Source organism: Roseibium sediminicola (assembly GCF_023156505.1).
GTDB classification, from domain to species: Bacteria; Pseudomonadota; Alphaproteobacteria; order Rhizobiales; family Stappiaceae; genus Roseibium; species Roseibium sediminicola.
This window is the reverse complement of sequence record NZ_JALNMJ010000019.1, coordinates 17,618-33,045: the sequence shown is the minus strand read 5'-3', so window position 1 is coordinate 33,045 and position 15,428 is coordinate 17,618. Positions and strand designations below refer to the sequence as shown.

Genomic DNA, 15,428 nt, shown 5'->3' with positions numbered 1-15,428 from the left:
ACGCAAAAGTCGGCAAAGTTTGGTTCAAACAATTCTCGAAACGCTTTAGAGCATGTCGCGTTTATTTGGGTTCATTTGATGGCGCGAAACGGTTCACTCGGCAAGGCGCGTCGCGCAGCGCGATGCGGTGCATCGGGCAAGCGGCGCAACGCTGACGATGGGCTGTTTCGCACCACTCGGAAAAGTTCGACTTTCCTGGCTTTGGTACTCGAATGGGCCGGACAATTTTGGCCACCTGCGTTGTTGGCTTGCGCTTGTGGTGGGTGACACCACGGCGCGCAAACCGCCTCGCCGGTGACCAAAATTGTCTCGGTCAAATGAACCCAAATAAACGCGACATGCTCTAATTGGCGATTTTTTGCTGTTCGGCAGGCACCGCGGTTCTACGCGGCTTTTTCAGTTCGGCCTTGTAGCGCATGACCAGCTCTGGGATCGAGCGGGTGCTCCGGTCGAGCCATTCGCAGCGGGCTTTCAGGAAATCGCGATAGGTCTTTTCGTGAATGCCGGTCTGCAGCATCAACCGCATGATCGCGCCGTCGGCGTCGGACTTGAGCGTGTCGGAGACAACCTCATCAGCAAGATTGATCTTGCGGCTGATCAGCCAGATGGCGGCGTCGATACGTTCCTGTTCGAACAGCGTGCGCAGGATCGCGTCGAAGGACAATTCGCCATTGGCGATCTGGATGCTGGCCTCGTGGCGTGAATAGTGGACGCCGTCCAGTTCGATGTCGCCGTCGCGCTGCATCTGGTCGATCGACTTGGCGAGCCTTTCCAGGTCGCCGGCTTCCAGGGCCTTCTTGAGCGGTGCGGGGATCAGCGGACAGTTGGTTTCCAGAACATACATCTGGGTTTCCAGGAATTCCTCGTCCGCCATAGCGCGCCGGGCGATGCCTGCAAGCACCGCTGCTTCCGTGTTGGCGAAGATCAGCAGCGCAAGTGTTCCCTTGACCGAGAAGGGCGCTTCCAGATTGTCGAGCAAGGCATGGACGACATCGCGGCTGGCGCGCGCAATCATCGTATCCGTGATTTCCTCGCTCAGGTCCGCGCGCCGCGCCACTGACAGGCGCTTGTCGTTGCCGCCGTTCTTGGCAATCCTGATCAGGGCGTCCTGGCTGATCATCGGCGAGGACTCGATCACAGGTTCTGACAGGTCATAATCTTCCTGTGCCAGCCGGTCGGCGAGGTCAGAGATGATCCGGTCGGTCTTGGCAAGGCGGACAACCAGCTCGTAACGCGCTGCCCGGTCCAGCTGATCGAAGACCGACAGAACAATGCGCGAAAACAGTTCCCGTTCCATCTCGCTCGGATCGTGGTCCTCGGACCGTGCATATTCACCGACGAGGGTTCGGATGAGCTTCGATCTTGCCTCGGGCTCCTTGATCCTGGCGAGTTGTTCAAGTTGATCTCTTAACACGGACCTGTCGCTATTAATTCGGGGAAACAATTCTCACGCGTAGATTCGCCAATAATTACAGTTCGATCTTAATTTTCTTCTACTTTGAAGGCCGTGAGGATTTGGGTTTCCGTCATGGTGGAGGGCAGATTTCGTCCACCTTGTAGAAAGAGCGTATGCATTGTTGTCTCCCTCCACAAGGACTTTCAACGGGCCCCCGGCCGCGCCAGAAGTGTCAACCGCCGCCGAAACTCTTGACCAGAGACCCCGCGACCAGGTTCCAGCCGTCGACCAGAACGAAGAAGATCAGCTTGAAGGGAAGCGAGATCACCACCGGAGGCAGCATCATCATGCCCATGGACATCAGCACCGAGGCGATCACCAGATCGATGATCAGGAAAGGCAGATAGAGCAGAAAGCCGATCTCGAAGGCGCGCCGCAATTCCGAAATCATGAAAGCCGGCACAAGGGTGGCCATCGAAAGGTCTTCCGGACCCTCCGGGGCGTCCCGGCCGGACAGCTCCTGAAACAGCGCCAGGTCCTTTTCCCGCACCTGGGACAGCATGAACGTCCTGAACGGATCCGACACCCGTTCATAGGCCTGTTCAATTTCGATGTTGCCGTCGACAAGCGGCTGGACGCCTTCGTCGTAGGCCGTCTGCAGTGTCGGCATCATGATGAAGGCCGACAGAAACAGCGCCAGGCTGACCATCACCATGTTCGGGGGCGCCGTCTGCAAGCCGATCGCCGAGCGCAGCAATGAAAGCACCACAACGATCCGCGTGAAGCTGGTCACCATGATCAGGATCGACGGCGCCAGCGACAGGACCGTCAAAAGAATAACGATCTGGACGGCCCGCTCCGTCAGGCTGGCGTCGTCGCCAAATCCGACCGAGATTTCCTGCGCAAACGCCGGTCCGGCCAGCATGGCAAGGAGGAGGCCTGTCAGGGCGGCCAGAACCCAGCCTTTGCCGGACCTTGATGTGGGACGGGCCTCGTTAATCAATTCGGTTGTCCGCCCAGCTCGTCAAGGATCTTGGCCATCTCTTCCTCGATCGGGTTTTTATCTCCAAGACCGCCGCTTGGCCGGGGGGCGGGCTTCACCGTTGTGGCCACCAGGTTGGCGGCAGGTTTGTCATGGTCCGCATCGGGTGCGGTTTTTGCTGCTTCGCCGGATTGCGACTGCTCCTGATCGGTCGCCGCCGTCGAAGCTTCCAAAGCGTTGTCTTCGCCGGACTTCGGGGGGGCGGACTTCGGGAGCTCGGTCTGCGGAGGCTGGGCTGGGGCGGGCACGTCTTCCAGCAGATCGCTCATGTCGAGCGCAATGTCGGGCTCTGCCGTCGTCGCCGTCTCGCCGGTTGCTGCCGGAGCCTCGGCGGCCTCGGAGGGTGCCTTTTCAGAGGTGGCTTCTTTGACGTCGGACTGATGCTTGATTTCAGGCTTGTCCTGAGGGGCCGAGGCTTGTGTCTGCGCCTGTGCCGCCGCGTCGTCTTCGTCCGGCGCTGAGAGCGCCGGCGGGGCAGCGACAGGAGGCGCCGTTTCCGTGATTTGGGAAGCGGTCGCTGTCAAAACCGGCTCGACCTTGTCTTGCCCGCGCGCTGCCTCAAGTGGCTTCAACAGCGCTGTCTTGGCCCTTGCGGCGGGGCCGGAAGCCGGCGGCGTAATCGAGTGGTTGCCATAGGAGGGCCGGTCCCGGGGGCTGAAAGGGCGCGTCAGGGATTTCAAGGCAGAGCCCGTTTTGCCATCCGCGGCCGAACCGGCTGCGTCGGCCGGTTTGGGGACAGGCCGAACCTCCGGTGCGGATTGGCCTGCGGCTTCCGGTTCGGCCGGGGCAGTCTCCGAAGACAGGGCGCCCGGTACTGCCGGTTTTGAACCGCCTCTGTTGAATCCGTTCTGGGTCGCCGCCCGCAGCAGATCCGCTGCGCGATTGAGGCCGCCCCCCGTTTCCGTCACGGGCGCTGGGGATTTGACCGGCGCCGGGGAGGGCGTTGGCTTGGGGGGCACGCTGACAGGCCGCTGCGGCGCCGGCTCGGCCGAAGCGGCGGTGTTCGGGAGAGACACAGGCGCGGGACTTTGAACGGAGATTGGCGCCGCGGGGGCGTGCGACGAGGTGGCTGCGGGAGGTCTTGCCTGCATGGCAGGCGGTGGTGGAACCTCGCTTTGAGCGACAAGATCGTCCGGGCGCGGGGGAATGTCCGGTCCCGGGGCCACAGGCCCCCTGAGCGGCACCTGTCCGGCAAGGCCATGGCCCTGGCCGGGCCGTTGCTGCGTCAGTGGCGTGTTTCGAATGATGTTCGGTTCCACGACCACGTCGGTCGGTCCGCCGATCAGGAGAAGATGCTCGATATTGTCCCTGCGGATCAGGACGAGGCGGCGCCTGGTGTCGATGCTGGCGCTGTCCATCACCGCGATGCGCGGCTGCCGGTTGCGGTTCTGCGTTGCCTGTCCGCCCATCAGGCGCTTCAAAATGAATATGAACAGGGCAAACAGCACCAGCACAACAGCGAGAGCCAGGATGACCGCTATTGCCTGTGTGACGCCACCGCTGACGTTGAATGTCGTTTCAATCCAATTGTACATCTTACCCTCGTGCCGCCCCGCCTGCGGTGTGATTGCGAATTCCGGTTACTCCGGTTTCTTGCCTCAATTGGGGAAGCACGCCTTTATCCCCAGTAAATCCGGCCCGTATGCCAATTTGGACCGCCAGCCCCAAGCTGCTTGGATGTCTTGTCTTTCCGGATGGAGGAGGCTCTTGCGCCTCCCGAAACGTTGCATCCGTTTCTTGCCGTTCCGGTTCGAATCTCACTAGGGATCAAAGTTAACAGAAGCAGGCAAATTTTGCCCGCCGGAGGCCATGCTCTTTTTGCGAAATGCAAAGGAATGTTGCTTCTTCCACCGGTTTTGAAGGGTTTGCGCCCGCCGCGGCGAAGCGGCGTTAACCATTCGTTAACCATTGGGGCGGCAATCATTGCCGAGTTGGTTAACGAATGGTGAATCAGATGGCCGTGACGGATCTGCCCCTGTTCCAGGCGCTCAAGTCGAAGATGCAATGGCATCAGACCCGCCAGGGCGTGCTGGCGGAAAACATCGCCAATGCGGACACGCCCGGATACCAGGCGCGCGACGTCAAGGAATATTCGTTCCAGGATCACATTGGCCGGCAAGCATTCGGTTTGTCGACCTCGACGACCGCGTCCGGGCATATCGCCGCGACGATCTCGGGGCAGGGCGCCGCCAAGGTGGAAGAGCACGACACGTTCGAGATCACGCCCAGCGGCAACAGCGTCGTTCTGGAAGAGCAGATGATGAAAATCACCGAGAACCAGATGGACTATCAGGCCGCGACAACACTCTACACCAAGGGGCTCGGCCTGATCCGGACGGCCCTGGCCAAGACCGTCTGATCGTTACCGGCGACAGGTAAAGGACTGAGATTATGGACCTGATCAAATCCCTGTTCATCTCCGCAAGCGGGTTGAAGGCGCAGAACGGGCGCATGCGCGTGATCGCCGAGAACATCGCCAACGCAAACTCGACGGCCAGGACGCCGGACGAGGAGCCCTACCGCCGCAAGATCCCGACGTTCGAGTCGCATTTCGACAAGGAAATGAAGGCGAACATGGTCGAGCTCGGCAGGATCGCCGAGGACACGACCGACTTCAAATCCGTGCATATGCCCGGCCACCCGGCCGCCGACGAAAAGGGCTACGTGTTGCAGCCCAACGTCAACACGCTGGTCGAAACCACCGACATGCGCGAGGCGCAGCGGTCTTACGAAGCCAATCTGAACGTCATCGATACCACCCGCAAGATGCTGCAGCGGACCATCGATATCCTGCGCGCGTAACGCCGCCAAAACCGACTAGGGAGCCGGAGTCATGACCACAGCATCGATTGCCAACAATGCCTATCAGATGGCGGCCAAGCTGCAGCAGCAGGCCCGGGCCATGCAGGACACCACCCCGCAAGCGGAAGCGGTCGATTTCGGCAAGATGGTCCAGGAGGCCGTCGGCACCGTCGTCGACAAGGGACGCGAGGCAGACAACAAGGCGGTCGGCCTGATCGAAGGCAAGGCCGACGTCGTCGATGTGGTTACCGCGATCGCGGAAACCGAGGTGGCCCTGGAAACCATGGTGGCAGTGCGCGACCGGGTCATCTCCGCCTATGAAGAAATCATGAGGATGCCGATCTGATCGGCGGATTTTAGGGGCGCGGTCATGACCGGTGGAGAAGTGCTTGATCTGGCCCGCGAGGCCGTCTGGACCATGATCCTGGTGGCGGCGCCGATCATGATTGTGGGGCTGCTTGTCGGTATCGTGATCGCGCTGTTCCAGGCGCTGACCCAGATCCAGGAAATGACGCTGGTGTTCGTACCGAAGATCCTGGCGATTTTCGTGACAATCCTGATCACTCTTCCCTTCATGAGCAGCATGCTCGAGACCTTTATGGGGCGGATCAGCGAAATGATCCTGACCTCCGGTTAGGGTTGTCCGCCACATGACCATCCAGCTTGATTTTCTGCCCGATGTCGCCGCCGCATTCATGCTCATGTTTGCGCGGCTCGGCACGATGATCATGCTGATGCCGGCGCTTGGCGAGAGCTCCATCCCGACCCGTTTCCGGCTGACCATCGCCCTGGCACTGACCCTGGTGCTTTACCCGGTCGGTGCGCCCTACTACCCGGCGGGGCTGACGGAGAACACGACACGGCTGATCATGCTGCTGTTCGGCGAGATGGCCATCGGCTTCGGCGTCGGCCTGTGCGCCAAGATGATCACCACGGTTCTGCAGATCGCTGGCGTGATCATGGCCAACCAGTCCGGCCTTGCCTTCGCGCTCGGAACAGATTTTGCCAATGGCGGCCAGCAGGGCGCGCTTTATGGCAACTTTCTATCCATCCTCGGCATCACCCTGGTGTTTGTGACCGATACACACTACCTCGTGATTGCCGCCTTGCATGACAGTTTCGCCATGTTCCCGCCCGGGCTGGTGCTGCCTGTCGGCGACTTTTCCCAATACGCCACGGAAACGGTCGCGCATGTCTTTACGATTGCAACCCGGATGAGCGCGCCGTTCCTGGTTGTTGGTCTGGTCTTCTATTTCGGTCTGGGCCTGCTCAACAAGCTTATGCCGCAGATGCAGATCTTCTTTATCGCCATGCCCGTGAACATCGCGATCGGGTTTTTTCTTCTCCTGGCCCTGCTGACGACTCTGATGATGTTCTATCTCGAACATTTCCAGGACTCGCTCGGCAAGTTCATTGTGGGGTGATCCGTCACAATGGCCGACGATACCGACGATTCGGAGAAAACTGAGGACCCCACGCAAAAGCGCTTGAAAGAAGCGCATGACAAGGGGGACGTACCGAAATCGCAGGAAGTCAGCACCTGGTTCACATTGGCCGGGGCGACGCTGATGATCGCTCTGCTGGCGCCGGGAGCTGCGGTTGCACTCGCCGACCTGATGAAGGGCTATCTGGAACATGCGCACCAGATGCCCGTCGACGGCTATGCCTTGAGGGCCCTGTGGCGGGACACGGGGCAGTCGGTTGCCCTGATCGTTGCCGTGCCGCTGCTGGCGCTGGTCGTCATGGCGGTCGCGGGCAATCTGGTGCAGCATCAGCCCCTGCTGACGGCCGAAACGATCAAGCCGAAATTTTCGAAGATATCGCCGGCGTCCGGGTTCAAGCGGTTGTTTTCGGCGGACAGCCTGGTGAATTTCGCCAAGGGCATGGCGAAAATCATGATCGTCGGGGCGGTCATGGTTGCCGTGATGTGGCCGCATCGGGACGAAGCGGAAATCATTATCTTTGCAGATGCCAATGTTATCCTGCAGGAAGCGCGGGTCCTGATCCTGCAATGCCTTGCCGCGATCCTGGCCGTGATGACGGTCGTTGCCGGCGCCGACTTCATCTACCAGAAGAACAAGTGGTGGAACAAACAGAAGATGTCGCTGCGCGAGATCAAGGAAGAATTCAAGCAGACGGAAGGTGATCCGCAGATCAAGGGCAAGATCCGCCAGCTGCGCATGGAGAGATCGCGCAGGCGCATGATGGCGGCGGTGCCGCAGGCGACCGTTGTGGTCACCAACCCGACCCACTATGCGGTTGCCCTCAAATATGAAGAGGGCATGGGGGCACCGTTGTGCCTTGCCAAGGGAACGGATGCGGTTGCCTTGAAAATGCGCGAGATCGCCAAGGAACACGAGGTTCCGGTGATCGAGAACCCGCCGCTTGCCCGCGCGCTCTACGCAACGGTCGATATCGACCAGGAAGTGCCGGAAGAGCACTATAAGGCGGTTGCCGAGGTGATCGGCTTCGTCTTCCGCATGCGCAAGCGGGCCGCCTGGCGGTCGAACTGAGGTTGGCCGGCAAGGGTTCCTTGGGGCGCAGCCGGGTCAAACAGGTGAATTTCAACAGGACACGGTCGCATATCAGTTGAAATCGGCTATTAAGCACAGAATGCTTATGTACGGCCCGTTCAAAGGCGAATCGGGCCCGGGAGTATGGACGGATGAATGACATGGACGGATCGCCGAGCGGGCCGATGATCAGCCGGCCGGAGCGATCCGGAAATATCGGCCTGCTGATTGGCCTGGCGCTGCTGCTTGTCGGCGCAGCGGCTGCGTTCGCGGTAATGGACCGGGACGTTGCGCAGCCGTTCATCCTTGCGCTGCTCGGGATTCTGGCCGTGGTCGGCGTGTTCTGCCTGTTCGCCGGCGCCATCGGCTTTTTGCGCCTGTCAGCCAAACCGGGCGAAGCCAATCCGCTCGCCTCCGCTTTTCTCGACACGCTTGAGGACGGTGCGCTGATCACCGATCTCGATGGACGTCTCGTCTATGCCAACAAGGCCTATGCGGATCTGACCGGTGCCGAGTCCGCATCCGACATCCGCGTGGTCGAACGGGTATTCTCTTCCGATCCCGACGCGACCGACGCTATTTTCCGTCTGTCCCAGGCCATGCGCGACGGCCGCCGTGCCCAGGAAGAAATCCGCATGCCGTTCCCGCTTGGCCGGGCGGACGGCACCGCGCGCTGGTACCGGGTGTCGATCCGGCCGCTGCAGGTCTCCAAGGACCGTGGCGGCGGCAAGCCGATGGCGGTCTGGCAACTGGCCGACATCACCCGTGACCGGGCCGAGCAGGAAAACTCCTTCCAGGAGCTGCAGCGGGTCATCAATTTCCTCGATCATGCTCCCGCGGGCTTCTTCTCTTGCGATGCCGAAGGCCGCATCGTCTATCTGAATGCGACGCTGGCCGACTGGCTGGGCTATGATCTGGCCCAGTTCGATGCCGGCGACCTCGATCTTTCCAGCATCGTGCGCGGCGACGGCACCGAGCTGATCCGGTCACTGAAAGGCCAGGCCGGCGAGGTCAAGAGCGAAACCTTCGATCTGGACTTCGTTACCCGAAACGGCCGCGGCCTGCCGGTCCGCCTGCTGCACCGGGTGCCCTTCGGCGAGAACGGACAGCCCGGCGACAGCCGCACGCTGGTGCTCAACCGCTCCCGTGGCGAGGAAGCCTCAGAGGCCCTGCGCGCTGCCGAAGTCCGTTTCGCGCGCTTCTTCAACAACACGCCGATCGCGATTGCCTCGCTCGACAAAGAGGGCAGGGTGCTCCGGACAAACGCACCGTTCCTGAAACTGTTCGGCGCGGTCGACACGGACGATGAATCGCCCAAGCTCGAAGCCTATGTGGCCGAAAGCGGGCGCGAGGAACTGTCGAAATCCCTGCGGGCCGCCGCCAAAGGCATCGGCGAGATCATGCCGATCGACATTCCGCTGGTCGAGGGCAACGATCCGCGCTCGGCAACCTTCTACGTCTCCGCCGTCCAGGAAGGCGAGGGCGACGGCGAGGCGGCCATCGTCTATGCGCTGGAAACCACCCAGCAGCGCGCGCTCGAAGCACAGTTCGCCCAGAGCCAGAAAATGCAGGCCATCGGCCAGCTCGCCGGCGGCGTTGCCCACGACTTCAACAACGTCCTGACCGCGATCATCGGCTTCTCCGATCTGCTGCTTGCCAGCCACCGGCCCACCGATCCGTCCTTCCAGGACATCATGAACATCAAGCAGAACGCCAACCGGGCCGCGGGCCTGGTGCGGCAGCTGCTGGCATTCTCGCGCCGCCAGACCTTGCGTCCGCAGCAGCTCGAACTGAACGACGTTCTGGCGGATCTTTCCATCCTGCTCGACCGCCTGCTCGGCGAGAAGGTGGAGCTGAAGGTGATCCACGGCCGCGACCTGTGGCCGGTCATGGCCGATCTCAACCAGCTGGAGCAGGTGATCGTCAACCTGGCGGTCAACGCGGGCGACGCCATGTCCGACGGCGGCCGTCTGACCATCCGCACACGCAACGTCACCGAGGCCGAAAGCACCCAGTTCGACAACACCCGCGGCATGCCGCCGGGCGAATACACGCTTGTCGAGGTCGAGGACACCGGCCACGGCATGCCGCCCGACATCATGGAGAAGATCTTCGATCCGTTCTTCTCCACCAAGGAAGTCGGCAAGGGAACGGGCCTTGGCCTGTCCACGGTCTATGGCATCGTCAAACAGACCGGCGGTTTCATCTTCTGCACCTCCGAGGTCGATCTCGGCACCATCTTCCGCCTGTTCCTGCCGCGGCACATCCCGCTGGTGGTCGAGGAGAAGAAGAAGGAGCCGAAAGAGGTCGAGCCGGAAAAGGTCGCAGATCTCACCGGCTCCGCCTCGATCCTGCTGGTCGAGGACGAGGAAGCCGTGCGTGCCTTTGCCGCCCGTGCGCTCGCCTCGCGCGGCTACACCGTCTACGAGGCGGGTTCCGGCATGGAGGCGCTGGAGGTGATGGAGGAGACCGACGGCGAAGTCGATCTGGTGGTTTCCGACGTGGTCATGCCCGAAATGGACGGACCGACGCTCCTGGTCGAATTGCGCAAGACCCGCCCGGACCTGAAGATCATCTTCGTCTCCGGCTACGCGGAAGACGCGTTCGAGGAAAACCTGCCCGAAGGCGAACAGTTCTTCTTCCTGCCCAAACCGTTCACGCTGAAACAGCTGGCGACGACCGTGAAGGATGTCCTGAACGGGTAAGGCGTCCGGCGGGCTCCAGGCTAGTCATTCCGGACGGTCTGCAGCGCAGCTGCACTTGTCCGGAATGGTTGCAAAAGGCTGATGTTCGGCAGAGGTTGCTTCAAAAATCAGCGTCATCCTGAGGAGGGCCGGAGGCCCGTCTCGAAGGACGGGCGGCAAGCTCCTTGAAAACACTCCCTGACATGGGGCCCATCCTTCGAGACGGACCTGGCGGTCCTCCTCAGGATGACGCTGTGTGGTGGGGCGGCTTACTTCTCTGCGCTTGACAGAAAACCGCCGATTTGGCACTTAAAATCCATGGGGCATGCGAACACCCCGTGAGGCGTCAGCTGAAGTTTCGCGTCCTGAAACCCCAATTGACGGGAGGACGCGCCATGCCGTCTCCGAACACCATCACCGTTTCCCAGCTCAGCCGCCTGATAGGCCTGCCGGATATGCCGGTTCTAGTCGATGTGCGCATCGACGAGGATTTCGACGCTGATCCCTGGTTCATTCCTTCCGCCTTTCGTCATCCGTTCGACGGGATCGACGTGCTGGCGCCAAAGCTTGCCGGCCGCAAGGTGGTTGCCGTCTGCTGGAAGGGGCTGAAGCTGAGCGAAGGTGCCGCGGCCAGTCTGCGCGCCGCGGGTATCGAGGCGGAAGTCCTGGAAGGTGGCACGACCGCTTGGGCTGAGGCGGACTTGCCCAGGGTACCGGCCGCCAGTCTCCCGGACCGCAATGCGCAGGGTCAGACCGTCTGGGTGACCCGGCACCGGCCGAAGATCGACCGGATCGCCTGCCCCTGGCTGATCCGGCGCTTTGTCGACCCTGGTGCCCGGTTTCTCTTTGTCTCGCCTTCGGAAGTCGCCGGCGTCGCCGAACGCTTCGACGCAACGCCGTTCGATGTCGAGGGTGTTTTCTGGAGCCACCGCGGGGAGCTTTGCAGCTTCGACACCATGGTCACGGAATTCGGCCTTGAAACCGAGCCGCTCAAACGCCTTGCGACCATTGTGCGCGGTGCCGACACCAACCGGCATGACCTTGCGCCCGAAGCCGCGGGCCTGCTGGCGGCATCCCTCGGCCTGTCGCGCATGTATAAGGACGACCTCAAACAGCTCGAGGCGGGAATGGCGCTCTACGATGCCTTTTACCGATGGGCCCGCGATGCGGTAGAGGAAGGCCATGACTGGCCGGCCGCGAGCAGGAAGGGCTGATCCGTGAGTGCACATCAAAAAACGGCTCCGGAGATGTCCGGGGCCACGCCGTCCGGTGGGCAGGATGCTTCCTGGGGGCGGATTTTTTCTGTTTTTGGCGGCATCGGCCTTCTGTCCTTTGGCGGACCGGCGGCGCAGATCGCGCTGATGCACCGCAAGCTTGTCGACGAAACTGGCTGGCTGTCTGAAAAGAGCTATGTCAACGCGCTCGGCTTCTGCATGCTGCTGCCGGGCCCGGAAGCGATGCAGCTGGCGACCTATTGCGGCTGGAAGCTGCGCGGCGTCACCGGTGGTCTTCTGGCTGGTCTGTTGTTCCTGGTGCCGGGGGCGCTCGCGATCTTCGCCCTGGCGACGATCTATGCGCTATACGGCAACGTGCCGCTGATCAGCCAGCTGTTCCTGGGCATCAAGGCCGCCGTCCTGATCGTGGTGCTGGAGGCGCTCCTGCGCCTCTCCAAACGGGCGCTTAACGAGCGGCGGCAGTGGGTGATTGCGGGGCTCGCCTTTGTCGGAATCTTCTTCCTCGTGTTGCCCTTTCCGCTGATCGTGCTGGTGGCGGGGCTCTACGGGGCCGCGGTCAGTCCGCCGCACAGGGAGGTGGCCGTACCGGTCTCGGTCGGCGTTTCCCTCGGCGGGACCTTTCGGACGATTGCTGTCTGGCTCGTCGTCTGGCTCGGCCCGCTCGCGGTTCTGGAAGCTGCAACGGGCCTTCCCATCCTGAGTGATCTCGGCTGGTTCTTTTCCAAGCTCGCGGTCGTCACCTTCGGCGGGGCCTATGCGGTGCTCGCCTATATGGCCCAGGATGTCGTCACCATCCATGGCTGGCTCGGCGCGGGTGAAATGATGGACGGTCTCGGCCTGGCAGAAACCACGCCAGGGCCATTGATCCTGGTGACGCAATTCGTCGGCTTTCTGGCTGCCGCCAATGAAGGAGGCCTGGTCCTCGGTTTTGCCGGTGGCCTGGTCGCACTCTGGGCGACCTTTGCGCCCTGTTTCCTCTGGATCTTCGCCGGCGCACCCTACATCGAGTGGATCTCCGCCCAACCCCGGCTGAAATCGGCTCTCAACGCGATCATCGCCGCGGTGGTCGGCGTGGTGCTCAACCTGTCGGTCTGGTTCGCCCTGCACGTCTTCTTCACGGATGTCTCGGCCGAACGTTGGGGCTGGCTGACCCTGTGGCTGCCGGATCTTGCCAGCCTCGACTGGCGCGTGCCCGTGCTGGCGGCGCTCTGCGGCGTGTTGCTGCTGCGCTTCCATGTCGGGCTGATCTGGGTGCTGCTGGTGTCCGCACTGGGCGGGGTGTTGCTGTCGCTGATTTAGGGCGGCCGCAGCAGAGTCTGCCACGACCCGAGCTCAGTTTCTGATTCAAGTGTGTCGCAAACTGATTCAAGGAAAGCGTTCAAGTTTCTGATGACGCTTCGGCAATTCGAGCGTTGGGCTCGGTCCCACGCCTCAGGAGCGCCCGCAGACTTGCCGTCACCTTGTCCGGTTCCTCGATCGGCGTCAGGTGGCCGCTCTCCTCAAGAATGACCAGTTCGGCGCCCGGAATGCGCCGTGCCATGTCCTCGTGCAGCGAGGGCGGCGTCAAGACATCGTGGCGGCCGCACAGGACCAGCGTGGGGCAGGGGATCCGGGTCAGCGAGGCGCGGCTGTCGGGGCGCTCGATCCGGGTCTGGCGGATGAACACCTCGGGACCGAGCCGCTCGGTCATGGCGCGCACGCGGCCGATCAGGTCTTCATTGGACTGGTTGACCGGCGAGAGGTAAGACCTTGCCAGCTTGCGGCCGAAGCCGTGAAAGCGGCCGGGCTTCTTCGCCTGGGCAACCAGGGCTTCCCGCTCGGCCGCGCGCTCCGGTGTATCCGGCAGCATGGTGGTGTCGAGCAGCGCCAGATGGGTGATCCGTTCCGGCGCCCGGCGCATCACTTCCTGGGCGACAAGGCCGCCAAGGGAAAATCCGGCAAGGGCAAATGTGTCGGCACTGGTCGCCAGCACCATCTCGGCAAGCACGGCGAGAGTGTTGCCCTTCGTGATGTCGGCGACGCGCGGCTTCGCGATGTCTTTCAGCCCGGAGACCTGGTCGCGCCAGAGATCGGCATCGTTCATCAGGCCGGGTATCAGGACAATCTGCGGCGGGCTCATGCGGTTTTCTCCGGTAAGGTCGCCAGGATGGCCCGGGCCCGCATGCGCACAGGTTCATCGACCATGGCGCCGTCAATACTGACCGCGCCATCGCCGCTGGCCAGGACACGCCGGGCCCATTCGACTTCGGTTTCACTCGGGGCAAAGGCACGCCGTACCTCGGCGACCTGTTTCGGGTGAATGCAGAGTTTGCCCGTCATGCCGAGATCCTTTGCGTGGACCGTGTCCGAAAAGGTCTGGTCCGGATCGCTCAGGTTCGCGGTGACACCGTCAATGGGAGCAGCAATGCCTGCGAGTTTCGAGGCCAGCACCAGTTCCGTGCGAACCGGCAGCAGCACCTCGCGTTCATGGGCACAGCCGAGATCGGCGCAATAGTCGATCGAACCGAACGCAAGGCGCACAACACCTTCCAGAGAGGCAAGGGTGCGGGCGTTGGCAAGGCCAATTGCGCTTTCGATCAGGGCGATGACCGGCACCTCGCCATCGAGAGCCGACCAGAGCAGCGCAATATCCGCCGTCGCCTCCGCCTTGGGCACCATGACCGCGGCGACGCCGAGCCGCTTCAGGGCCTCGATATCCGCGTCGTGAAAGGCCGTGCCGACCGCGTTGATCCGGACGATCACCGGGTTGTCGGTGAAGTCTGTCACGAGGTTCGCCCGGGCGCTGTCTTTCTCTGTTGCCGGGACCGCGTCCTCCAGATCGAGAATGATGGCGTCCGCATCGCTTGCCGCCGCCTTGGCGAAGCGCTCTGGCCGGTCGGCCGGGACGAAGAGGGGGGCTTGCAGTGAACCTACCATGAAGCGCTCGCCTCCATTGCGGTGGGGCCGCCAGCTTGCGCTGTCCAGAGGCGCAGGCCGCCGTCTTCAGCCTCCACGGCATTGATGGTGAAGTCATTCGTGTCGAAAATCGTGCCGATGCTGCGGAAAGAGAACGTCGCCGGGCGTGTGCCCTTCAGGTCGGCGGCGAACTGGCAGAGCAGGGTGGCCTGAAGCGGGCCATGGACGATCAGGCCGGGATAGCCTTCGACGTCACGGACATAGTCCTTGTCATAGTGGATGCGGTGTCCGTTGAAGGTCATGGCGGAATAGCGGAAGAGATAGGCGGCGGATGGCGTGATCTGCGTGGATTTCTCCCCAAGAGGTGCAGGATCGGCGGCTGGCTTCGCGGGAGACTGGCCTTTTGCCGGGGCCTCCCGGTAGACGATGTCCTGGCGCTCGGTGAGCACGGGCCGTCCATTGGCCGTGACCTCGTGTTCCACGGTGACAAAACAGAGCGGGCCGGTGCGGCCGGTCTTCAGAACCACGTCCTTCACCACCGACCGCCGCGTGACTTCGTCGCCGATCAGGATATCGCCGTAAAACGAAAAGGCACCACCTGCCCACATGCGCCGGGGCAGGGGCACAGGCGGCAGGAAACCGCCTCGGGCGGCATGGCCGTCCGGGCCGAGCTCGGTGGTCGGGACGGTGGGTTGAGCCAGGCAGAAATGGACCAGCAGCGGAGCGACGTCTCCAGGGGTCTCGCCGGAGCTCCGGTCGAAAGTGGCGTTGAACTGGCGGATGAGGGCGGGGCTCAAGACTTCAGAGGCGCTGTCCTCGCGCCCGATCCAGCCGCGCAGATGATCGATATCAAGGCTCATG

Annotated in this window: 15 protein-coding genes; 9 read left to right on the top strand and 6 right to left on the bottom strand. The window is 62.3% G+C overall.

The window, feature by feature from the left end; genetic code table 11:
* Nucleotides 1–343: 343 nt before the first annotated feature.
* The 3 genes from M0H32_RS22045 to M0H32_RS22035 form a co-directional block, all read right to left on the bottom strand.
* Nucleotides 344–1,414 carry a DUF2336 domain-containing protein gene (locus M0H32_RS22045; RefSeq protein WP_248157681.1) on the bottom strand — a complete coding sequence of 357 codons (1,071 nt, stop codon included), beginning with the start codon at nucleotides 1,412–1,414 and terminating at the stop codon, nucleotides 344–346.
* A gap of 214 nt (nucleotides 1,415–1,628) precedes the next feature.
* Complete coding sequence (gene fliP / locus M0H32_RS22040) at nucleotides 1,629–2,321, bottom strand: flagellar type III secretion system pore protein FliP (protein ID WP_248157772.1); 693 nt, start codon at nucleotides 2,319–2,321, stop codon at nucleotides 1,629–1,631.
* A gap of 74 nt (nucleotides 2,322–2,395) precedes the next feature.
* A complete protein-coding gene (locus tag M0H32_RS22035) occupies nucleotides 2,396–3,973 on the bottom strand; it encodes a flagellar biosynthetic protein FliO (RefSeq protein ID WP_248157680.1) in 1,578 nt (525 codons plus the stop codon).
* Nucleotides 3,974–4,392: 419 nt separating this feature from the next.
* Between M0H32_RS22035 and flgB the strand changes: the two genes are divergently transcribed.
* The 9 genes from flgB (at nucleotide 4,393) to chrA (ending at nucleotide 12,971) form a co-directional block, all read left to right on the top strand.
* Nucleotides 4,393–4,797 (top strand): flagellar basal body rod protein FlgB, encoded by a 405-nt coding sequence (flgB, locus tag M0H32_RS22030; protein WP_248157679.1) that lies wholly within the window; start codon nucleotides 4,393–4,395, stop codon nucleotides 4,795–4,797.
* Nucleotides 4,798–4,829: 32 nt separating this feature from the next.
* On the top strand, nucleotides 4,830–5,240 hold the full coding sequence (flgC, locus tag M0H32_RS22025) for a flagellar basal body rod protein FlgC (protein WP_248157678.1): 411 nt from the start codon (nucleotides 4,830–4,832) through the stop codon (nucleotides 5,238–5,240).
* Nucleotides 5,241–5,271: 31 nt separating this feature from the next.
* Nucleotides 5,272–5,586 carry a flagellar hook-basal body complex protein FliE gene (fliE, locus tag M0H32_RS22020; RefSeq protein WP_248157677.1) on the top strand — a complete coding sequence of 105 codons (315 nt, stop codon included), beginning with the start codon at nucleotides 5,272–5,274 and terminating at the stop codon, nucleotides 5,584–5,586.
* A 24-nt stretch (nucleotides 5,587–5,610) separates the two neighbouring features.
* A complete protein-coding gene (gene fliQ / locus M0H32_RS22015) occupies nucleotides 5,611–5,877 on the top strand; it encodes a flagellar biosynthesis protein FliQ (protein ID WP_248157676.1) in 267 nt (88 codons plus the stop codon).
* A 13-nt stretch (nucleotides 5,878–5,890) separates the two neighbouring features.
* Entirely contained in the window at nucleotides 5,891–6,664 is a 774-nt protein-coding gene (fliR, locus tag M0H32_RS22010; RefSeq protein WP_248157675.1) for a flagellar biosynthetic protein FliR, read from the top strand.
* Between the two features lie 9 nt (nucleotides 6,665–6,673).
* Nucleotides 6,674–7,753, top strand: a complete 1,080-nt coding sequence (gene flhB / locus M0H32_RS22005; protein ID WP_248157674.1) for a flagellar biosynthesis protein FlhB — start codon at nucleotides 6,674–6,676, stop codon at nucleotides 7,751–7,753.
* Between the two features lie 152 nt (nucleotides 7,754–7,905).
* Complete coding sequence (gene cckA / locus M0H32_RS22000; RefSeq protein ID WP_248157673.1) at nucleotides 7,906–10,458, top strand: cell cycle histidine kinase CckA; 2,553 nt, start codon at nucleotides 7,906–7,908, stop codon at nucleotides 10,456–10,458.
* Between the two features lie 374 nt (nucleotides 10,459–10,832).
* Nucleotides 10,833–11,651, top strand: coding sequence for a chromate resistance protein ChrB domain-containing protein (locus tag M0H32_RS21995; protein ID WP_248157672.1), 819 nt, complete (start codon nucleotides 10,833–10,835; stop codon nucleotides 11,649–11,651).
* A gap of 33 nt (nucleotides 11,652–11,684) precedes the next feature.
* On the top strand, nucleotides 11,685–12,971 hold the full coding sequence (chrA, locus tag M0H32_RS21990) for a chromate efflux transporter (protein WP_282449492.1): 1,287 nt from the start codon (nucleotides 11,685–11,687) through the stop codon (nucleotides 12,969–12,971).
* 79 nt (nucleotides 12,972–13,050) lie between these two features.
* Here chrA and M0H32_RS21985 read toward each other — a convergent pair whose 3' ends face one another.
* The 3 genes from M0H32_RS21985 to M0H32_RS21975 are packed head-to-tail and all read right to left on the bottom strand — an operon-like array spanning nucleotide 13,051 to nucleotide 15,427.
* A complete protein-coding gene (locus M0H32_RS21985; RefSeq protein WP_248157670.1) occupies nucleotides 13,051–13,791 on the bottom strand; it encodes an alpha/beta fold hydrolase in 741 nt (246 codons plus the stop codon).
* A complete protein-coding gene (locus tag M0H32_RS21980) occupies nucleotides 13,788–14,588 on the bottom strand; it encodes an HpcH/HpaI aldolase/citrate lyase family protein (RefSeq protein ID WP_248157669.1) in 801 nt (266 codons plus the stop codon). Before M0H32_RS21980 ends, M0H32_RS21985 begins: the two co-directional genes overlap by 4 nt.
* Complete coding sequence (locus M0H32_RS21975; RefSeq protein WP_248157668.1) at nucleotides 14,582–15,427, bottom strand: HTD2 family dehydratase; 846 nt, start codon at nucleotides 15,425–15,427, stop codon at nucleotides 14,582–14,584. The genes M0H32_RS21980 and M0H32_RS21975 overlap by 7 nt, the downstream gene beginning before the upstream one ends.
* Between the last annotated feature and the right edge of the window lies 1 nt (nucleotide 15,428).

What these genes read in the sequence shown, in the direction of transcription:
- fliP (WP_248157772.1), bottom strand. Translation starts at nt 2,321, where the DNA reads ATGCTGGCCGGACCGGCGTTTGCGCAGGAAATCTCGGTCGGATTTGGC.
- M0H32_RS22035 (WP_248157680.1), bottom strand. Translation starts at nt 3,973, where the DNA reads ATGTACAATTGGATTGAAACGACATTCAACGTCAGCGGTGGCGTCACA.
- cckA (WP_248157673.1), top strand. Translation starts at nt 7,906, where the DNA reads ATGAATGACATGGACGGATCGCCGAGCGGGCCGATGATCAGCCGGCCG.
- flgC (WP_248157678.1), top strand. Translation starts at nt 4,830, where the DNA reads ATGGACCTGATCAAATCCCTGTTCATCTCCGCAAGCGGGTTGAAGGCG.
- M0H32_RS21985 (WP_248157670.1), bottom strand. Translation starts at nt 13,791, where the DNA reads ATGAGCCCGCCGCAGATTGTCCTGATACCCGGCCTGATGAACGATGCC.
- flhB (WP_248157674.1), top strand. Translation starts at nt 6,674, where the DNA reads ATGGCCGACGATACCGACGATTCGGAGAAAACTGAGGACCCCACGCAA.
- fliR (WP_248157675.1), top strand. Translation starts at nt 5,891, where the DNA reads ATGACCATCCAGCTTGATTTTCTGCCCGATGTCGCCGCCGCATTCATG.
- flgB (WP_248157679.1), top strand. Translation starts at nt 4,393, where the DNA reads ATGGCCGTGACGGATCTGCCCCTGTTCCAGGCGCTCAAGTCGAAGATG.
- M0H32_RS21995 (WP_248157672.1), top strand. Translation starts at nt 10,833, where the DNA reads ATGCCGTCTCCGAACACCATCACCGTTTCCCAGCTCAGCCGCCTGATA.
- M0H32_RS21975 (WP_248157668.1), bottom strand. Translation starts at nt 15,427, where the DNA reads ATGAGCCTTGATATCGATCATCTGCGCGGCTGGATCGGGCGCGAGGAC.
- chrA (WP_282449492.1), top strand. Translation starts at nt 11,685, where the DNA reads ATGTCCGGGGCCACGCCGTCCGGTGGGCAGGATGCTTCCTGGGGGCGG.
- M0H32_RS21980 (WP_248157669.1), bottom strand. Translation starts at nt 14,588, where the DNA reads ATGGTAGGTTCACTGCAAGCCCCCCTCTTCGTCCCGGCCGACCGGCCA.
- fliQ (WP_248157676.1), top strand. Translation starts at nt 5,611, where the DNA reads ATGACCGGTGGAGAAGTGCTTGATCTGGCCCGCGAGGCCGTCTGGACC.
- fliE (WP_248157677.1), top strand. Translation starts at nt 5,272, where the DNA reads ATGACCACAGCATCGATTGCCAACAATGCCTATCAGATGGCGGCCAAG.